Annotated in this window: 20 protein-coding genes and 1 pseudogene; 11 read left to right on the plus strand and 10 right to left on the minus strand. The window is 57.0% G+C overall.

Going from position 1 to position 16609, the window contains the following annotated elements; all coding sequences use genetic code 11:
- Positions 1 to 256: 256 nt before the first annotated feature.
- On the minus strand, positions 257 to 952 hold the full coding sequence (locus tag ACSV9I_RS15980; RefSeq protein ID WP_438329856.1) for a hypothetical protein: 696 nt from the start codon (positions 950 to 952) through the stop codon (positions 257 to 259).
- Between the two features lie 119 nt (positions 953 to 1071).
- Positions 1072 to 1704: pseudogene (locus tag ACSV9I_RS15985) on the minus strand (NADPH-dependent F420 reductase); the annotation flags it as partial.
- A gap of 91 nt (positions 1705 to 1795) precedes the next feature.
- Here ACSV9I_RS15985 and ACSV9I_RS15990 point away from each other — a divergent pair.
- The 7 genes from ACSV9I_RS15990 (at position 1796) to ACSV9I_RS16020 (ending at position 7704) form a co-directional block, all read left to right on the plus strand.
- The gene (locus tag ACSV9I_RS15990; RefSeq protein ID WP_054157512.1) at positions 1796 to 2695 is read left to right on the plus strand and encodes a LysR family transcriptional regulator; all 900 of its coding nucleotides are present in this window, start codon (positions 1796 to 1798) and stop codon (positions 2693 to 2695) included.
- Positions 2696 to 2757: 62 nt separating this feature from the next.
- Entirely contained in the window at positions 2758 to 3651 is an 894-nt protein-coding gene (locus ACSV9I_RS15995; protein ID WP_438329857.1) for a LysR family transcriptional regulator, read from the plus strand.
- A gap of 106 nt (positions 3652 to 3757) precedes the next feature.
- On the plus strand, positions 3758 to 4165 hold the full coding sequence (locus ACSV9I_RS16000; protein WP_054157510.1) for a DoxX family protein: 408 nt from the start codon (positions 3758 to 3760) through the stop codon (positions 4163 to 4165).
- 30 nt (positions 4166 to 4195) lie between these two features.
- Positions 4196 to 5062 (plus strand): VOC family protein, encoded by an 867-nt coding sequence (locus ACSV9I_RS16005; RefSeq protein ID WP_438329858.1) that lies wholly within the window; start codon positions 4196 to 4198, stop codon positions 5060 to 5062.
- Between the two features lie 3 nt (positions 5063 to 5065).
- Positions 5066 to 6025: a glutathione S-transferase family protein gene (locus ACSV9I_RS16010; protein WP_438329859.1), complete on the plus strand. Its 960-nt coding sequence runs from the start codon at positions 5066 to 5068 to the stop codon at positions 6023 to 6025.
- Between the two features lie 13 nt (positions 6026 to 6038).
- On the plus strand, positions 6039 to 6656 hold the full coding sequence (locus tag ACSV9I_RS16015; protein ID WP_438329860.1) for an alpha/beta hydrolase: 618 nt from the start codon (positions 6039 to 6041) through the stop codon (positions 6654 to 6656).
- Positions 6657 to 6669: 13 nt separating this feature from the next.
- Positions 6670 to 7704, plus strand: coding sequence for an LLM class flavin-dependent oxidoreductase (locus ACSV9I_RS16020; protein ID WP_438329861.1), 1035 nt, complete (start codon positions 6670 to 6672; stop codon positions 7702 to 7704).
- 151 nt (positions 7705 to 7855) lie between these two features.
- Here the strand turns inward: ACSV9I_RS16020 and ACSV9I_RS16025 are convergent, their stop codons facing one another.
- The 4 genes from ACSV9I_RS16025 to ACSV9I_RS16040 form a co-directional block, all read right to left on the minus strand.
- Positions 7856 to 8092: a hypothetical protein gene (locus ACSV9I_RS16025; protein WP_438329862.1), complete on the minus strand. Its 237-nt coding sequence runs from the start codon at positions 8090 to 8092 to the stop codon at positions 7856 to 7858.
- Between the two features lie 327 nt (positions 8093 to 8419).
- Positions 8420 to 8785, minus strand: a complete 366-nt coding sequence (locus tag ACSV9I_RS16030; RefSeq protein ID WP_054157505.1) for a putative quinol monooxygenase — start codon at positions 8783 to 8785, stop codon at positions 8420 to 8422.
- Positions 8786 to 8878: 93 nt separating this feature from the next.
- Positions 8879 to 9076 carry a tautomerase family protein gene (locus ACSV9I_RS16035; protein WP_438329863.1) on the minus strand — a complete coding sequence of 66 codons (198 nt, stop codon included), beginning with the start codon at positions 9074 to 9076 and terminating at the stop codon, positions 8879 to 8881.
- Between the two features lie 65 nt (positions 9077 to 9141).
- Complete coding sequence (locus ACSV9I_RS16040) at positions 9142 to 10140, minus strand: alpha/beta fold hydrolase (RefSeq protein WP_438329864.1); 999 nt, start codon at positions 10138 to 10140, stop codon at positions 9142 to 9144.
- 91 nt (positions 10141 to 10231) lie between these two features.
- Here ACSV9I_RS16040 and ACSV9I_RS16045 point away from each other — a divergent pair, with 91 nt between their 5' ends.
- Positions 10232 to 11185: a LysR family transcriptional regulator gene (locus ACSV9I_RS16045; RefSeq protein ID WP_438329865.1), complete on the plus strand. Its 954-nt coding sequence runs from the start codon at positions 10232 to 10234 to the stop codon at positions 11183 to 11185.
- Between the two features lie 23 nt (positions 11186 to 11208).
- Here the strand turns inward: ACSV9I_RS16045 and ACSV9I_RS16050 are convergent, their stop codons facing one another.
- Positions 11209 to 11742, minus strand: a complete 534-nt coding sequence (locus ACSV9I_RS16050) for an antibiotic biosynthesis monooxygenase (RefSeq protein ID WP_438329867.1) — start codon at positions 11740 to 11742, stop codon at positions 11209 to 11211.
- Between the two features lie 392 nt (positions 11743 to 12134).
- Between ACSV9I_RS16050 and ACSV9I_RS16055 the strand changes: the two genes are divergently transcribed.
- The 3 genes from ACSV9I_RS16055 to ACSV9I_RS16065 all read left to right on the plus strand — a co-directional run bounded on the left by ACSV9I_RS16055 (position 12135) and on the right by ACSV9I_RS16065 (position 14320).
- Positions 12135 to 12413 carry a metal/formaldehyde-sensitive transcriptional repressor gene (locus ACSV9I_RS16055; protein WP_054157501.1) on the plus strand — a complete coding sequence of 93 codons (279 nt, stop codon included), beginning with the start codon at positions 12135 to 12137 and terminating at the stop codon, positions 12411 to 12413.
- A 27-nt stretch (positions 12414 to 12440) separates the two neighbouring features.
- The gene (locus tag ACSV9I_RS16060) at positions 12441 to 13553 is read left to right on the plus strand and encodes an S-(hydroxymethyl)glutathione dehydrogenase/class III alcohol dehydrogenase (protein ID WP_438329868.1); all 1113 of its coding nucleotides are present in this window, start codon (positions 12441 to 12443) and stop codon (positions 13551 to 13553) included.
- 119 nt (positions 13554 to 13672) lie between these two features.
- Positions 13673 to 14320 carry an alpha-ketoglutarate-dependent dioxygenase AlkB family protein gene (locus tag ACSV9I_RS16065; protein ID WP_438329869.1) on the plus strand — a complete coding sequence of 216 codons (648 nt, stop codon included), beginning with the start codon at positions 13673 to 13675 and terminating at the stop codon, positions 14318 to 14320.
- A 20-nt stretch (positions 14321 to 14340) separates the two neighbouring features.
- Here ACSV9I_RS16065 and pcaD read toward each other — a convergent pair whose 3' ends face one another.
- From pcaD to catC, 3 genes are all read right to left on the minus strand, one after another.
- Positions 14341 to 15207: a 3-oxoadipate enol-lactonase gene (gene pcaD, locus ACSV9I_RS16070; RefSeq protein ID WP_438329870.1), complete on the minus strand. Its 867-nt coding sequence runs from the start codon at positions 15205 to 15207 to the stop codon at positions 14341 to 14343.
- Between the two features lie 103 nt (positions 15208 to 15310).
- Complete coding sequence (catA, locus tag ACSV9I_RS16075) at positions 15311 to 16249, minus strand: catechol 1,2-dioxygenase (protein ID WP_438329871.1); 939 nt, start codon at positions 16247 to 16249, stop codon at positions 15311 to 15313.
- Positions 16250 to 16317: 68 nt separating this feature from the next.
- Positions 16318 to 16608 (minus strand): muconolactone Delta-isomerase, encoded by a 291-nt coding sequence (catC, locus tag ACSV9I_RS16080; protein WP_438329872.1) that lies wholly within the window; start codon positions 16606 to 16608, stop codon positions 16318 to 16320.
- Between the last annotated feature and the right edge of the window lies 1 nt (position 16609).

The following is a 16609-nucleotide window of genomic DNA, read 5'->3' on the forward strand; positions in this document are numbered from 1 at the left end:
ACACGCCATCCGGACTTCAGCCGACCATGGCGTCAGCCGATCAGGCCTAAGACCTCTCGCGGTCAGCGGAGCAAAAGAATGCTCAGGGGGCCGCCAACGAGTATGGCAAGAACGATGATCGGGTGGAGATAGAAGAACAGTACACGGAGAATGGCTTTAGAACGACCCATCGAAACGTCACCTGCTTGAAAAGTCAGGTGACAGTGCCCTCGTCGGATTGCGGCGGCATTACCGGCTGGCAATTCCTGTCTGATCGCTATCGAGCGGACGATATGCGCAGATTTCGGAAATAGGCAATCGTTCCAGATTCCAGCCATACCCCGACGCCGCCGCGCTGATTCACGCCGAATTTCAGGTCATTGACGATCAGGGCGGGGCGAGCTTTCCCATCGAGATAAAGTTCTGCTCTGGCACCCGCAACCACGATCCGCATGTGAATCCATCGACCGAGATCGAGCTCCGCATAGCTTTCGTATTTCTCCGGTTCTTCGCGCCTCAGCCTGTCAAAACGATAGTCAGGATATGCGACATACTGGATACTGTGATTGCGGCGGACCTGATCATCGGCGGTGCTATTGGTCGGGCGAAGGTAGATACTCTCGAACCGCCCATTTTCATTGATACGGAAAGTCAGACCGATAAATCCACGCGCATAGCCGGGAGCGTTTGGCACAAGCTCACTAGCGACCTCGACATCTATCACCCCGTCAGAGAAATCCACTGGCAGCCATGCCATAAAATCACGATCCGTCAGGGTTTCCCTTTGAGGATCCTGTATGGCCTCCGTCGGCATCGTCATCTGGAAAGCCTGAACGCCCTGGTAGGTAGTTTCCAAGAGCGCAACACCAGACAGGCGAAAGTCTTCAATTGAAGGGCCATGACTACCCGTGGACGGGCTGTCCGGGGCAAAGAGCCTGCCATCGAACCATGTGATTGAATCATTCAAGTGCATCGGTACCCCCATTGGCAGTCTCATGACCACATGGACCACGCCGCCTTCCCCTTTGCCAAAGTCCCATCAGCGCACTCGCAGATGGACAGCGATGCCGCCGTCCATCGCGTGCATTCGTGTCAGACGCGTACCCAGGACGGAGCGACAGTCGGCCCCATACCAAGGAAGAAACCGAAATGGATGTTCATTTCTCCGATCGGCTCAAGGAAGCGGCTATTGCTCAACGGGCCGGCGTTGACGGCCTCGAACGAGAGCTTCTCGGCCAATTCGCGAACCTTCGCGGTTGCTCCCTCATCATCGCCTGCCACAAATACCTGCAGCGTCTTGGCGGCCCGCGCTTCCGGCGAGATCAAGCCTGCAAAGATCGTGTTGAACGCCTTGACGACATGCGCACCACCGGCAAGCTTCTGGATCTCCTCGGCCGCAGACGTCGTGTGACCCAGAACCAATTCCTTGTAATCCGCCGTAATCGGATTGGTGATGTCGATCAGGATCTTGCCCGTAAGATCGCCGGCATCCGCGAGTACCTGGCCAACGGCCTGATACGGCAGCGCCAATAGGACGATATCAGCAAGCTTGACTGCAGCGGCAACACCCCCGCCTTCCACATTCGAGCCGATGTCTGCGGCAAGCGATGCCGCCTTGGCCGGATCGCGATGTCCGATCACGACATCAACGCCGCAAGCAGCAAATGCCCGGGCGAATCCGGAGCCCATATTCCCTGTTCCAATGACTGCAACTTTCATGTCCGTATCCTCTGTTTTTGGTGGAGGACACTTTGCCTCTGAAACAAATTCGGATAAATCCTATAAATATCGCATCACTTGAAACGGAACGTTTCGAATGGATCGCCTAACCGCCATGGAAGTGTTTGTCAGAGCCGTCGATTGCGGTTCATTCAGCGCGGCGGCCGATGCTATGCAGATGTCCCCTCAACTTGTCGGAAAACACGTCCAGAAGCTTGAGCAGCATCTCGGGGTTCAGCTTCTTCATCGTTCAACGCGACGGCAAAGCCTGACGGACTTCGGCCGCATCTTTTATGAGCGCGCGAAAATCATCCTGGCTGAGGTCGAAACGGCCGAGAGCATGGCAGCAGAAACACGCGCTGTTCCGGCAGGACGCCTGCGCATCAACGCTCCCGTGAGCTTCGGCATGCGCACCCTTTCTCCACTTTTGCCTGGTTTCATGAAGCAGTTCCCGGAAGTATCGGTGGAACTGACCTTGGCCAATCGTGCGGTAGACCTAATCGAAGAAGGTTATGATGCCGTATTTCGAGTCGGAGAACTGTCCGACAGTGGCCTGATCGCAAGGCGGCTTTCACCTTACCGGCTCGCTCTTTGCGCATCGCCCAGATATCTGGCGAAAGCACCACCCCTAACCTCGCCGCAGGACCTCCCAGCGCACGAATGCCTGGGATTTTCCCATACAGCACTCCGCACCCATTGGACTTTCGATGGCCCGGACGGACGGCAAGTCATTCCCATTGCAAGCCGGCTGGTTGCCGATCATGGCGAGCCTTTGCTTTGCGCGGCTTTGGAAGGACTGGGGATCATGTTGCAGCCCTTGGAACTCGTGCGTGACTATCTTGCCGATGGCCAACTCGTCGAACTGCTTCCGAACTACAGGGTCCCAACCCGGCCCTTGCACATCCTCTATGCGCCGGATCGACGATTGACACCGAAGCTGAGAAGCTTCCTGGATTTCGCTGTCGCAAACTTCGGTGCCCATTTGGGCGACGTTTGAAAATGCAAGCGCGGACCATTTTTTAGAGGATAAAGGCCTTGGACAGACTGGAATGCGACCGCATGTTTGCGGCAGTCATAGATACAGGCAGCTTTGCTGCTGCCGCCTCGCGCCTTGGAACAAGTACCGGGCAAGCCTCGAAACTTGTTTCGCGACTTGAAAAAGAACTCGGCGTCCAGCTGATCAAACGAACAACGCGCGCCTTGGCACTCTCCGAAGTCGGCCGTGCCTACTATGATCGGATCAAAGGCATCATTGAGGATTTGGATGCACTCGATGCATCCGTACGCAATGCGGCGGGCACTCCTTCGGGCAGGCTTCGGATTACCGCGCCCGTTACCTTTGGTACGACCCAGTTGACCCCCGTCCTCATTTCGTTTGCCGCGGCATTTCCCGATATCCAATTGGATGTCAGCTTTGCCGATCGCCTGGTCAACCTTGTCGATGAAGGTTTCGATGCAGCAATCCGCATTGGGCAGCCAGCGGATAGCAGTCTAATTGCCAAGAAGCTTTGTCCTGTCAGAATTGTGCTTGTCGCATCCCCTTCCTATTTCGCGGCACAGCAAACACCGGAAAGTCCGGCTGACCTTCCCCTTCACAGCTGCATTGTCGATACGAACTTCAGCGATCCGCAAACATGGCGGTTCAACAGCATTGATCGCCAGGGAATGATCGAGACCGACGTGCGAGGTCGCCTGAATTTCTCCAATGCGGAAGCCTGCCTTGCAGCAGCCGAAGCTGGATTGGGTATTGCACGTGTACCAAGTTTCATTGCTGGAGCGAGCCTGAAGGCAGGCACAGTCCGTTCCGTACTTACCCAATATGAAGACGTCCCGCGTGGCCTCTATGCCGTCTATCCGCCCGGACGTCATCTCGCGTTGAAAGTGCGTGTGCTGGTCGACTTTCTCGCCGACGCTTTTCGCGGCCAGCCCAAATGGGACAAGGGCTGGATTTAATTACTTCCATTTTGGAAGCAATTTACCTCTGATGGACGGGATAATCATCGATCTGGAATTGGGGCATATTCTCCTCACGAATTCATCCAACGAGAAGAGAATTACCATGATCGACACCCGCACAGCTCCTTACGCCGCACTCGTCCTGCGCGTCACACTTGGTCTGCTTTTCCTGAGCCATGCCGGCCTGAAAATCTTTGTCTTCACTCCGGCTGGCACTGCTGGCTTTTTCGGCTCTCTCGGCCTCCCTGGCTGGCTCGCCTATGTCACGATTCTTTGGGAAGTTGCCGGCGGCGTGGCTCTCATCCTTGGCATCTGGCCGCGCGTTGCCGCAGTTGCGATGATCCCCGTTCTGCTCGGAGCGATCGTCACTGTTCACGGCGCCGCTGGCTTCTTCTTCAACAATGCCAACGGGGGCTGGGAATTTCCGGCATTCTGGATCATCGGCCTCATCGTTTTGGCGCTGACCGGCGATGGTGCCAAGGCCCTGCGTCCGACTCCGTTCCGCAAGTAATCACTGCGACGTTTGAGAAAGGTAAGAGCCATGAACTCGACTTCGAGCCAGAAAACCGGCATCGGCAAAGTCACCTTGACTGTCAACGACCTCGACCGGGTCAGTGGCTTCTATCAGGAGGCCGTCGGCCTCCATCTCCTTCGGGGCGATGCGAGCGCCGTAGAACTCGGCGTCGAGGGAAAGACGCTACTCGAGTTGCGACGTGACCCCACAGCCCGCCGGCGCTCGCATCGCGAGGCAGGTTTGTTTCACACCGCATTTCTGCTTCCATCGCGCGCAGACCTGGCTCGATGGGTCCAGCATGCGATGAAGACCCGGCCACCCGTCGTAGGCGCATCCGATCATGCTGTCAGCGAGGCGTTGTACCTCGCCGACCCGGAAGGCAATGGCGTAGAGATATACGCTGACCGACCAGTCCTATCTTGGCAATGGAAGAACGGACTGGTGCACATGCCGAGTGATCCACTGGATATCGATGCTTTGGTTGCTGCGCGCGGCAGCGACGAGTGGCGGGGTTTCCCGGAGGGATCAATAGTCGGTCATGTCCACCTCCAGGTGGGGGCGATCCCGGCAGCGGAGGCGTTCTATGCCGACGTTCTCGGCTTTGCCGTTACGTCACGCTATCCCGGAGGTACATTCTATGCCGCAGACGGCTATCACCATCATTTTGCGACCAATATCTGGAACAGCCGCGGTGCGGCCCAACGCACGTACCCGAGCACCGGTCTTGCCGATATCGAAATCCTCGCAGGCGACAACTTTGCAGCTTCCGCAAGATCAAGGGCAGATGAGACAGGAACTCCAGCCGCCGAGCGGCCACAGGGGCTCACCATCAGCGACCCTTGGGGGACACAGATCAGTATCGTCTCGTCGGCAGCCAACAACCTAAAGGGGTAAACAATGCTCGTAGAAGGTAAATGGACAGCCGACTGGCATCCCGTCCAGGCAAGCGACGAGAAGGGAGCCTTTGTTCGGCAGATTTCAGGCTTTCGAAACTGGATCACCCCCGACGGCAGTGCTGGACCAACGGGCGAGGAAGGCTTCAAGGCAGAGGCTGGCCGCTACCACCTCTATGTGGCGCTGATCTGCCCTTGGGCATCGCGGACGCTGATGGGTCGCGCATTGAAAAAACTCGAAAGCGCGATTTCGGTATCCGTCGTCGAGCCTGCCCTGTCCGAGCAGGGATGGCGCTTCGGCGACTACCCCGGCTCCCATTTGGATACGCTGAACGGCGCCAGTTATCTGCATGAGCTCTACACGCGTGCCGACCCCGCCTATACAGGAAGAGCGACGGTTCCCGTCTTATGGGACAAGCTCCGCGGCACGATCGTCAACAACGAGTCGGCCGACATCCTGCGCATGTTGAATTCCGGTTTCGGAAAACTTGCCGACGAAAGCGTCGATCTCTATCCGGATGCGCTTCGCGCCGACATCGATGAGCTGAATGAACGGATCTACCCAAAGCTCAACAATGGAGTTTATCGGGCCGGATTCGCAGTTACGCAAATCGCTTATGAAGAAGCGTTTGCCGATGTCTTTTCGACGCTTGACGAGCTGGAAGCCCGCCTCGACAATCAGGGTCCATATCTGTTTGGCGATCGATTGACGGAAGCCGACATACGCTTGTTCGTTACTCTCGTGCGCTTTGATGCAGCCTATCACGGCCTGTTCAAATGCAACCTACGCCGGCTTGCAGACTATCCGGGCCTCAGTCGCTACGTCGCCGCCATTCTCGCCATACCCGGCATTCGTGGGACGGTGAACATCGACCATATCAAGCGCGGCTACTACTCCATCAAGGCACTCAATCCGAACGGCATCGTGCCCGTCGGCCCCCAGTTGCCTTTCGAGCATTCATAAAGGACCAATACTGATGTCAACAATAGCTGCCAATATCCTGGTCATCATGCTCCATGGCGTCGGCTCCAGCGGCAACGATCTTGCACCGCTCGCCAATGCCTGGAAGGACAGAATACCGGGGGCCGTCTTTGTGTCTCCCAACGCCCCTGCCCCCTCCAGCTTTGGCTCGGGCTACCAGTGGTTCAGCGTCGCTGGTGTGACTGAAGAGAATCGAAGCACGCGGATTGCGGACGCACGGCCGTCCTTTGATCAGGTGATCACGTCGATCATCGAAGCAAACGGCTTTGCCGGGAAGCTTGACCGCGTCGCGTTTGTCGGTTTTTCACAAGGCACGATCATGGCGCTTGATGCCGCTGCATCAGGCCGTTGGCCGGTTGGTGCCGTGGTAGGTTTCTCGGGCCGCCTGGCTTCGCCACTGCCTTTGCAGCCCGCACGCGAAACGCCCGTTCTTTTGGTCCATGGCAGCGCTGATCCCGTGATCCCAGCGGCTGAGACGACGAAGGCTGCCGCCACCCTTCAGGGTTTGGGACTTCAGGTCGAGACACTCTTGCTGCCGGGTGTGCCGCACACAATTTCCGCCGAAGGGGCGGCAAAAGCCGGCGATTTCCTCGCGGAAACATTTGCGGAATAGGAAGGCAGCCGACATGGAAATCGGTCTTTACACATTTGGTGACTTGCCAGTCGGCACCCGTGGGCCGGAACCCTCCAGACAGCGTCTACTGGAGATCGTGGAGGCGGCAAAACTTGCCGACCAGGCTGGTTTGAGCGTTTTCGGGATCGGCGAGCACCATCGCCCGGACTACACGATCTCTGTCCCGGTAGCCATCATGGGTGCCATCGCGGCTGTCACCAAAAACATCCGGATCACCACAGCCGTCACCATCCTGTCTTCCTCTGACCCGGTTCGGATTTTCGAGGAACTGGCAACGATCGACCTTCTGTCTTCCGGGCGCGCGGAGGTGACGGTTGGGCGTGGTGCATTCATCGAGTCCTTCCCGCTTTTCGGCTACGATCTGAAGGACTACGATGCCCTTTACGAAGAAAAGCTCGACCTCCTCCTGAAAATCTCCGCCAGTGAAGCCATCACCTGGAATGGCCGCTTCCGCCCGGCCCTGAACAATGTCGAAATCGCCCCACGCCCCTATGTGGCAAAGCCTCCAATCTGGATCGGCGCCGGCGGCACTCCGGAAAGCGCAATCCGCGCAGGCAGGGCGGGCGTGCCGCTGAACCTTGCCAATATCGGCGGCGAACCGGCACGCTTCCGGCCATTCATCGATCTCTACCGGAAAAGCTTCCTGGATGCGGAGCATGACCCGAGCGGATTGAAGGTGGGCATTTCTGGCCATCTGCATGTGCAAAAGAACAGCCAGGTGGCCATGGACGAGTTCTACCCTCACTACGCCCGTTACATCGGCCACAATCTACCGAATGGCGACAATGGTTGGAAAGTGTCGCGTGCAGACTATGAGCGTCTCGCCAGTCCGCACGGCGCGCTCTTCGTTGGCAGCCCCCAGCAGATCATCGACAAGATCCTCTACGAACACGAGATGTTTCGACATGATCGGTTCATGGCGCAGATCGATATCGGCGGCTTGCCCTTCGGAAAGGTTGCCGACGCGATCGAATTGTTGGCTACCGAAGTGCTGCCGGTCGTGCGTCGGGCAACGGCCTCAGGCTAACGAGCGCCGTAACCGTACGACAGCAATTCCCGAACAATAGAACCCGCAGCTCAGATGAGACGGCCTGCGGGTTTTAGGAAAAGTCATACGCACCGTGCAAGGTTACTCCATCGAAAGACGCGCAGGTGGCAGCCCGACCAGCATGACCGTTTCAGCACCCTCTGGCAGGGACCAGAACAATGCCGCAGACTTTCCAAGACTCCATGAGCTGCTTTCCGTCGACCATCATTGGCGGCCAATGGGGGATGTTTTCGCCGTTCGGATCACCCGCTTTCACGAAGGCCTCAATCGCTCCGGGAAACTGTTCGATTACGGTTAGATCGACAGTGGCAAACGGCTGCTCGGGATGCTCCTCTGCCGCAATCGTGGGGGCGGTCGAAACAAGCATGAGCATCGCCAGGGCAAATCTGCAGGTCCAGCGGCTATCTGAATGAATAAGCCGACGACAGCTTGTTTCTCATGCTGATTGTCCCTTCCTTGTCAGGGACAGCGAGGCTTCGGAATCTGGCGAGAGCAGCTGAGGACGGATGGAGCAGGCACTCCCATTCTGTCAATTCAAGCAGGTCGTGTCCGGAACGCGCTTTCCCGACAACCAGGACGAGATAGCCCCTGACAAACGAGCGAACCGATTTCGGCAATGCAAATACCCGGAGGGCGGGAGCCTTCCGGGTATCATGATTAGTGATTCCACGACGACGGTGGCCACAAACGCCAATCAGGCAGCAACTGTCGGACGCGCAAAGCCAGCCAGCGGCGCCATGAAAACGGCGCCAAAAGAAGCAAGCTTCTCACGCAAATCAGCCGGCGGTTCGCCGTATACGTAAAGCGCATTGATCGTCGCGAGTTTCAGGAACTGCTCCGCAAAGGGGCCAAAGGTTCCTTCGATATGCGGCAGCACGCCTTCGGTCAGATAACGCTCGACGATATGAACGCTCCGCCCGTCTTCACCGAGGGAGTATTCATAGATCAGCGTGCCAGGTTCCTTGTTAGAGAGCGCGATGATCTGCGCAATCAGCGTCTTAAACTCTTCCAGAGCCTGTGGCTCGACCGTCATATGGAAAACGTTGGTGATATAGGTCATGGGACATTCTCTGGTTTTGAGGGGAGCAACGTGTCAGCGAGGAATGCGGCTGGCTAAAGCCCGCCGCATTCGCCCCGATGACGCGGCACGGATTCAGGTCTTGTCGGTCTCTTCTCCGAAGATCTTTCCGGCGCCTGCCCAGTCTGACGGCGCAACATCTTCGAAAATGACGTAGATGTAGTTCGGATCCGTTCCTGTGTTCTTGACGATGCTTTCGGTGATTTCCGCGGCAACCGCCTTCTTCGCCTTGGCATCCTTACCGCTGAACCAGCTTACGCGTACGACAGGCATGATAGTCTCCTTTGAATGCAGCGGTCACAGACCGCCTTCTGGTGTGGCTTGGCTCTCGAGACCGATCAGCGCTCAAGGAATGATGCGAGATCAGCCGTAAATTTCGTTGGGTTCTTGAAAGCGAGAAAATGATCGCCCTGATCCTGGGCGCTGTAGACATGGAGTTCCGCGCCGGGAATGACGGATTGCATCCACTTTTGGCTCGGAACATTGTTGCTGTTCTCGCCCGTAAAGATCGCCGTTGGCACATCGATCTTGTGGCGAACGACGTCACGCCAGTCGTTCATGGCGTGATCGAACAACACAAGGCTCATGAACTTCGGGTCGCTCTTGATGAACGTCTGCGCGAAGGCTTCCGAATTCTGGAAGGCGGGTGATCCTTGTTCCATGTAGCGGCGCATGGCGTTCATATCGACGATCTGGTCATTCGTCGGCGCACCGCCGAAAGCCGCGATCATGCGCTCGGCCGAGGTCGTCATCCCCCCGGCCTGCTGCCGCTCCTGCTCCGACCAGTCGGCATGCGTATAGATCGAGATCGGTTCGTCGATGAACACTGCCTTACGGATCGTATCCGTGCCGAACAGGTCGATATAGCTCCACACGACGGAGGCCCCCATCGACCAGCCACAAAGGTCAACTTTCTCGACACCGAGATGCTCGATGAACTCGTTGAGGTCTGCCCCGAAACGGGCAATTCGGGTGCCGTATTCGACGTTCTGGGAGAGACCCTGATTGCGCGGATCGATGACGTAGACATGATACTTCTGGCTGAGCAGATACATGACATTGATGTATTCGGCCCCGTTGGCCGACCAGCCAGGGATGAAAATCAGCGGTCGCCCTTGGCCAGCCTCCCAATAGGACAGCTTGACCCCGTCCGTTGTCATGAAGCTGTTGATCTCCAACCCCTTGAAGTCGGAGAGCTTTGCCGGAAGGCCCTCAATCTTGTTCGGAAAGACATAGTCCTGACCAAGAACCTCGATGGCCGGCGCCGCAAATGTCATCGTCGAGGACAAGATGAGGCCGGAAAGGGCGATCATCATGGGCAGTGATTTACGTAGCATCTCAAAGACCCTTAGAGTTGAACGTTGAGTTTGCGGTCATCTGCAAACCTTGCCGACGGGACTTTGCTAATGTAAAACGGAACGATAATAAATGGCTGAAATTACACGCTGCGTAGAGGAATTCGCTACAATGGCTCAATTGGAGCAATTGAACGGTATCATCAGTTTTGTTGAAGCAGGCACCTTGTTGAGCTTCACAGCAGCGGCAGACAAGCTGGGTGTAACCAAGTCCGCCGTGGGCAAAAGTGTTGCGCGACTGGAAGAAAGACTCGGCGTGAAGCTTTTGCATCGAAGCACGCGCAAGCTAACCTTGACGCCAGATGGCGAGGCTTATCTGGCTAGTTGCCGCCACGCTCTTGAGGAAATCGGTTCCGCTGAAGAGGCGTTGGCCGCAAAGAGCCAGCAACTTGCTGGACGGTTGCGTATTGATGCGCCGGCAGCCTGGGGCCGGAAGATCCTGCTGCCAGTGCTTGCGAAAATCACCAAACAGCATCCAGGTCTCACTCTCTCCCTATCTCTCACCGACAGGATCATCGATCCGGTCGAGGAAGGTGTGGACCTTGCTATCCGATTTGGGGAGACGAAGAGCACCACAGGACTGATTACCCGCAAGCTGACCGAACAGCGAGCCTTGATCGTGGGCTCACCGAGCTATTTGAAAGCGCGCGGCACGCCCCTGACAATCGAGGACTTGCAGGAGCATGACTGCATTGTCGGATTTCGGCGGGATATCCCCAATTCGTGGCGGGTCAAGGCGAATGATGGTCTTGTGGTTCGTGTGACACCACCACCGACCCATGAGATCGGCGATGGTGCCGCCATCGTCGATGCTGCCGTGGCCGGCCTTGGGCTCGCCCAGATGCCGAGTTCACTGGTTACAAAACACATCGACGAAGGACGACTCATATCCGTGCTGGATGCGTTCACAGGCGCCAAGATCGAGATCTCTGCCATCTGGCCATCGACGAAGCAGCTTCTCCCTCGCGTCAGGCATGTGGTCGAAATTCTCGTTGATGAGGGCCGCCGTGGAAACCTTGGCGAATAGACTGGCAGATCTGCGAGCCGCGTTTACGGCTTCAGCCAGTTGGCAAGCCAACGCAACAGGCGCGGCATCACAATCCAGTGCATCGCAAGGACGATCAATGCGGTCAGCAGCATCATTCTGAGAATAAATGGCAGTGCCGTCAGCAGGGGAAACAAGAAGGCCACAGCCAAGGATGCAAGCGGAAATATCCCCATCCAGGTGATAATCGCCATCCGCCACCGTGCAGGTTGTTTCTGACCTTCCAAACCTGTGGCAGAAAACCATAAGTCCGTCGTGTTGAATACGCGGTATTCGGGATCATGATCCGAGACCTGCCGCAAGCGTTCATGCCAGACCGCAGCCTCCTTTGAGTTGCGCCAAACGTCGAGTGCAGCCTGAGTTGTGAAGCACTGTACGATATGAAATTCCTCGCCATCTACTCTGGGTGGGATCACGGTCGAAAACAGATAACCCGGAGACTGTGAGCAAGTGGCGAGCATTTGCCGGACGAGACGCTCGTACTGGGCTGCCTGAGCGGGATTGGCACGGCGATGAATGATGCGTGTTATCGGTGTCATAACGAGACTTTTTCCTGAGCAAAAAGTGCCGCATGCGGATGGATCAGCGTCCAGCGGGCACTTGGCCGCTTCGGAGGTAAATGTCGAAGCCCGTATTGTTCGCGAAAACGCTTGCGGGGCACGAAGATGCCAAAAGCCGGCGGCTTCATTTTTAGCTAGTCCCTCCGTGCAGGCGGATAAATTTAGCCGCTGGCGACACAGAGTAGCCGTTTTCGCTACAATCCGGCGGCAACTGGTGTCAGGATCAGAGCGCAAGATACTGAAGCTACTCAAATTTGCGGTTTCCGCTAAAACCATCTCAAGAACTATGACAAACCCATCGGAACTCTTATACTGCGCCCAGTATATTGACATACTCCACCCAGTATGTGAGGTCGGAGGAAGGACAGCAGATGCCATACTCCATTGAGGACAAAAAGCGTGCAACGACCCGTCTCCGTCGGATCAAGGGGCAGGCCGAAGCGCTGGAGCGAGCGATTGAAGCCGGAACCGACTGCAAGCTTCTCCTGCAGCAGATCGCCGCGATGCGTGGTGCTGCAGGAGGCCTGATGGCAGAGGTTCTCGAGATCCATCTTCGGGAGACGGTGGCATCCGCTGGAGAAATGACGTCATCCGTTGGCGAAGACCAGATGGAAGACATTGTGAAGATTCTGCGCGCCTATCTGAAATAGGCCCGCAGCCTAGCGAGGAATTGCAGTATGAAAAGCAGAGCAGCGGTAGCATGGGAGGCCAACAAGCCCCTCACCATCGAAACGATCGAGATCGGCGGACCGAAAGCGGGAGAGGTCCTGGTCGAGGTCATGGCAACCGGCGTATGCCATACCGATGCCTACACGCTCTCTGGGCTTGATTCCGAGGGAAAGTTTCCCGCAATTCTCGGGCACGAAGGTGCCGGCATTGTGCGCGAGGTCGGCGCAGGTGTCACGTCGCTGAAGGTCGGCGACCACGTCATTCCGCTTTACACGCCCGAATGCCGTCAGTGCAAAACCTGCCTTTCGCAGCGATCGAACCTCTGCACCTCGATCCGCTCGACCCAGGGACAGGGCTTGATGCCGGATAACACGTCGCGCTTCTCGTGCGACGGCGGCGAAATCTTCCACTACATGGGTTGCTCGACCTTCTCGAACTTCACCGTGCTGCCAGAAATCGCGCTTGCGAAGATCCGGGAAGACGCACCTTTCGACAAGATCTGCTACATCGGCTGCGGTGTCACGACCGGCATCGGCGCCGTCATCTACACGGCCAAGGTTCGACCTGGCTCGACCGTCGTGGTCTTCGGTCTCGGCGGCATCGGCCTCAACGTCATCCAAGGTGCCCGCATGGTTGGCGCTGACAAGATTATTGGCGTTGATCTCAACCCTGCAAAGGTTCCGATGGCCAAAAAGTTCGGCATGACCGATTTCATCAACCCGACCGAAGTCGGCAGCGACAAGGTCGTGCAGGCAATCCAGGACCTGACTGACGGCGGCGCTGACTACACGTTCGATGCGACCGGCAACGTCAATGTCATGCGGCAGGCACTGGAAGCAGCGCATCGGGGCTGGGGTGAATCGATCATTATCGGCGTCGCTGAAGCCGGCAAGGAAATCTCCACGCGTCCGTTCCAGCTGGTAACGGGCCGCGTCTGGAAAGGTTCTGCCTTCGGTGGCGCACGCGGCCGTACAGACGTGCCGAAGATCGTCGATTGGTACATGGATGGCAAGATCAACATCGATGACCTGATCACCCACAAGATGCCACTTGAGGAAATCAACACGGCCTTCGACCTCATGCACGAGGGCAAGTCTATCCGCTCCGTCATCGAGTTCTGATCAGAGATGCTGCCTGGATCGCAGGATTCCTGGACGTCGATCGACTGCAAAATAGGGCAGCCGATCGACTATCCTGCAGCCTCGGCGCTGGGGCGAAACGAAGTTCGGCGGAGGAGCCCATGACACCCGACTTGTTCAACGACCCTTGGCGGCTGCCTCTGGTGGATGCGGATGTGGTCTATCATCCCGCACCGGATCTTGGCATATCTGCCGACGAACTCCACGCTCAACTGAAAGACGAACTCGTCTGGGAGCAGCACTTTGTGCGCATTGAAGGCAAGACAATTCCCCAGCCGAGACTGAGCAGCTGGTATGGAGAGGTGGTTCACACCTATTCTACCTTGGCACATGCCCTGAAGCCCTATCCCTTCACACCGCTCCTCGAGAAACTGAAGAACAGGATCGAAGCGATCTGCAATGCGCGCTTCAATTCCATGTTGGCCAATCTTTATCGCGACGGTTCGGACTCGATCGGCTGGCACTCCGACAAGGAGCCCGAACTCGGTATCGATCCAGTCATTGCATCTCTCAGCTTTGGTGCGGAACGGCGTTTCGATTTGCGCCGTAAGGATAACCATGCGAAAACCGCACGTATTGTCTTGCAGCACGGAAGCCTTCTGATCATGGGAGGCGGGACGCAACAATACTGGCAGCACGGCATTGCTCGAACGACGGGCGTCGTGGGAGAAAGGATCAATCTTACCTTTCGCCTGACCACCCCGGGCCGGCGAACATCGAAGCCATACCTGCAGCAACCGTCATCCTAGGCACACAACGTCTCTCTGGGCTAGGCGCGGCTGTTTCCCGTCCAACCGTCTTTTGGGGATTCCTCAAGGACCGCCACGTCCTCCGCACGGGCTGAACGCGTCAGAAAGTCAGTGAGAACGGCATTAAACGCTTCATGCGCTTCAATATTCACAAGATGGCGGCCTGGCAGCGAAACGTGCCGCCCATCTTGAACAGCGTCGGCGATTGCCACCAGGTCCGATGGAGGGCATACCGGATCGTCGTCTCCAGATATGGCGAGAAGTGGATTGCTGATCCTGTCAATCGCCTCACGGAGATCACCGTCCGCCAGGGCGGCACAACACCCTACATAGCCATTGATGCTCGTTGCTTTGAAGACATCAAGAATGTGTTGAACGGCTTGGGCCTCCCGTGCCGCAAAAGCTGCACTGAACCAGCGATCGCGGGTTGCCGAGATCAACCCACCCAGACCGTGGGCACGCACGGCACTCGTCCTGGCGTTCCAGTTTTCAGCGCTACCGATCCTGGCAGAGGTTGCCGACAAGATCACCCGATCCAGTCGATCGGGTGCATTCACGCAGAGCCACAGGCCGGTCAGACCACCAATCGACAAGCCACAGAAGTGTGGTTTATCGATTCCCAGCGCGTCCAAAAGGAACAGGACGTCCGTTCCCAGATCTGACAGGGCAAAAGGCGAAGGCGGCGCAGTGGACCGGCCGTGGCCGCGGCGGTCGTAGCGGAGAATCCGATAGTTCCTGGACAAATACCCTACTTGGCGATCCCACATAGTAAGATCGGTGCCCAGAGAGTTGCAGAACACCAACCATGGTTTCGAGGACGCTTCCTCCGTGTCAACACCATCAACCTGGTAGAAAAGCTGGTGCTCTGCGAGCATAAGGTAGGGCATGATCTCGGGTCAGCTCCGGATATCCTTCGCAAGGAAAAAGGGCCCCGTGCGGCGGTGATCGTGACCGACGACCTTCCGAGGCCGCCGATCAGCGAAGCCTGCATCAGGCCGTAGCGCGTTTCCGCAGTTCGTTAACCTGGTTATCCCGGCCATCAAGCAAGGCGGTCAGTCGAATGTCGAAAACGATCTCGGCAAATGGAGTGTTGAGGCCATTTGCATGCATGCTCGCCTCATCCTCACGCTCGATAACCGAGGGGATCAAGCCCTCGCGCGTGGCATAGGCGAAGTCGTCATTCACTAGCGGATCACCTTCGATGTTGATCTGCGTGGTCAGTTTGCGGTGACCAGCTGCGCTTACAAAGAAGTGGATATGCGCAGGCCGCTGGCCATGACGACCAAGAGATGAGAGGAGCTTCTCGGTCGGGCTACCCGGCGGCACGCCATAACCATGGGGCACGATACTGCGGAATTTGTAGCCACCCTTGTCATCCGTAATGATGGTTCGGCGCATGTTGAAGGGAGCCTGCTTACCAGTCGGATCGAAATGCGAGTAGAAGCCCCGCGTATCACAGTGCCACACCTCCACAGTAGCACCGGGCAGCGGATTGCCGTCTGCACCACGCACTATACCGTGCATGATAAGAGTATGACCATTCTCATCCGTACCGTCGTCCAGACGGGCGAAGCCCGTTGAAACCGGCGCGCCGGCCACATAGAGCGGCCCCTCAATTGTTCGCGGCGTAGGATTTTCGATACCAAGTGCCTCGTCGATCGCGTCGAGACGTTCATCCAGAAAATGATCGAGACCAAGCCCCGGAGAAATAAGGCCCGCCTGGCCTGCAGCACCAATTTCGTTCAGCCAGGCTATACCTGTCCAGTACTCATCCGGTGTAATGTCGAGATCGTCGATGGCCTTGAAGAGGTCGGACATGATCCGATGGACGATCTGTTTTACTCGCGGGTTGCCCCCGTCCTTGTCCAGGCCGCTAAGGACCTTCAGAAAATCTTGAATGTCGGGCCTATCGAATATCTTTACGTCCATGATCAATCCTCCTCTTGGATTTCAAAAATTGGCTGGGTGCGGTCCTCCACCAACCCTCCGTTCGGACGTCAGGTGTCGTCCTCTCGGATCGCCGAGGGATGCCGCAATATCGGTGTCACTTCGATTTCCATGAACTGGAAAAGCGGGAGCCCCGAGAGAATCTCATGCAGCTCTGCGTTGTCCTTCACATCAAAGATGCTGAAGTTCGCGTACTGACCCGCAAGGCGCCAGATGTGGCGCCACTGGCCGGACTTCTGCAATTTCTGTGAATACGCCTTTTCCCGCGACAGAATTTCAGCAACTTCTGACTGCGCAAGGCCATGAGGGATTTTGACGTCCATTCGCACATGAAACAGCATG

This window comes from Rhizobium sp. G187 (genome assembly GCF_051549525.1).
In the GTDB taxonomy this organism is placed as follows: Bacteria; Pseudomonadota; Alphaproteobacteria; order Rhizobiales; family Rhizobiaceae; genus Allorhizobium.

Excerpts from the sequence above, each read along its gene's own strand:
- ACSV9I_RS16055 (WP_054157501.1), top strand. The coding sequence starts at position 12,135 with ATGCCATACTCCATTGAGGACAAAAAGCGTGCAACGACCCGTCTCCGT.
- ACSV9I_RS15980 (WP_438329856.1), bottom strand. The coding sequence starts at position 952 with ATGCACTTGAATGATTCAATCACATGGTTCGATGGCAGGCTCTTTGCC.
- ACSV9I_RS16015 (WP_438329860.1), top strand. The coding sequence starts at position 6,039 with ATGTCAACAATAGCTGCCAATATCCTGGTCATCATGCTCCATGGCGTC.
- ACSV9I_RS16005 (WP_438329858.1), top strand. The coding sequence starts at position 4,196 with ATGAACTCGACTTCGAGCCAGAAAACCGGCATCGGCAAAGTCACCTTG.
- ACSV9I_RS16020 (WP_438329861.1), top strand. The coding sequence starts at position 6,670 with ATGGAAATCGGTCTTTACACATTTGGTGACTTGCCAGTCGGCACCCGT.
- ACSV9I_RS16030 (WP_054157505.1), bottom strand. The coding sequence starts at position 8,785 with ATGACCTATATCACCAACGTTTTCCATATGACGGTCGAGCCACAGGCT.
- ACSV9I_RS16035 (WP_438329863.1), bottom strand. The coding sequence starts at position 9,076 with ATGCCTGTCGTACGCGTAAGCTGGTTCAGCGGTAAGGATGCCAAGGCG.
- catC (WP_438329872.1), bottom strand. The coding sequence starts at position 16,608 with ATGCTGTTTCATGTGCGAATGGACGTCAAAATCCCTCATGGCCTTGCG.
- ACSV9I_RS16065 (WP_438329869.1), top strand. The coding sequence starts at position 13,673 with ATGACACCCGACTTGTTCAACGACCCTTGGCGGCTGCCTCTGGTGGAT.
- ACSV9I_RS16050 (WP_438329867.1), bottom strand. The coding sequence starts at position 11,742 with ATGACACCGATAACACGCATCATTCATCGCCGTGCCAATCCCGCTCAG.
- ACSV9I_RS16025 (WP_438329862.1), bottom strand. The coding sequence starts at position 8,092 with ATGCTTGTTTCGACCGCCCCCACGATTGCGGCAGAGGAGCATCCCGAG.
- ACSV9I_RS16060 (WP_438329868.1), top strand. The coding sequence starts at position 12,441 with ATGAAAAGCAGAGCAGCGGTAGCATGGGAGGCCAACAAGCCCCTCACC.
- ACSV9I_RS15995 (WP_438329857.1), top strand. The coding sequence starts at position 2,758 with ATGTTTGCGGCAGTCATAGATACAGGCAGCTTTGCTGCTGCCGCCTCG.
- pcaD (WP_438329870.1), bottom strand. The coding sequence starts at position 15,207 with ATGCCCTACCTTATGCTCGCAGAGCACCAGCTTTTCTACCAGGTTGAT.
- ACSV9I_RS16010 (WP_438329859.1), top strand. The coding sequence starts at position 5,066 with ATGCTCGTAGAAGGTAAATGGACAGCCGACTGGCATCCCGTCCAGGCA.
- catA (WP_438329871.1), bottom strand. The coding sequence starts at position 16,249 with ATGGACGTAAAGATATTCGATAGGCCCGACATTCAAGATTTTCTGAAG.
- ACSV9I_RS16000 (WP_054157510.1), top strand. The coding sequence starts at position 3,758 with ATGATCGACACCCGCACAGCTCCTTACGCCGCACTCGTCCTGCGCGTC.
- ACSV9I_RS15990 (WP_054157512.1), top strand. The coding sequence starts at position 1,796 with ATGGATCGCCTAACCGCCATGGAAGTGTTTGTCAGAGCCGTCGATTGC.
- ACSV9I_RS16045 (WP_438329865.1), top strand. The coding sequence starts at position 10,232 with ATGGCTGAAATTACACGCTGCGTAGAGGAATTCGCTACAATGGCTCAA.
- ACSV9I_RS16040 (WP_438329864.1), bottom strand. The coding sequence starts at position 10,140 with ATGCTACGTAAATCACTGCCCATGATGATCGCCCTTTCCGGCCTCATC.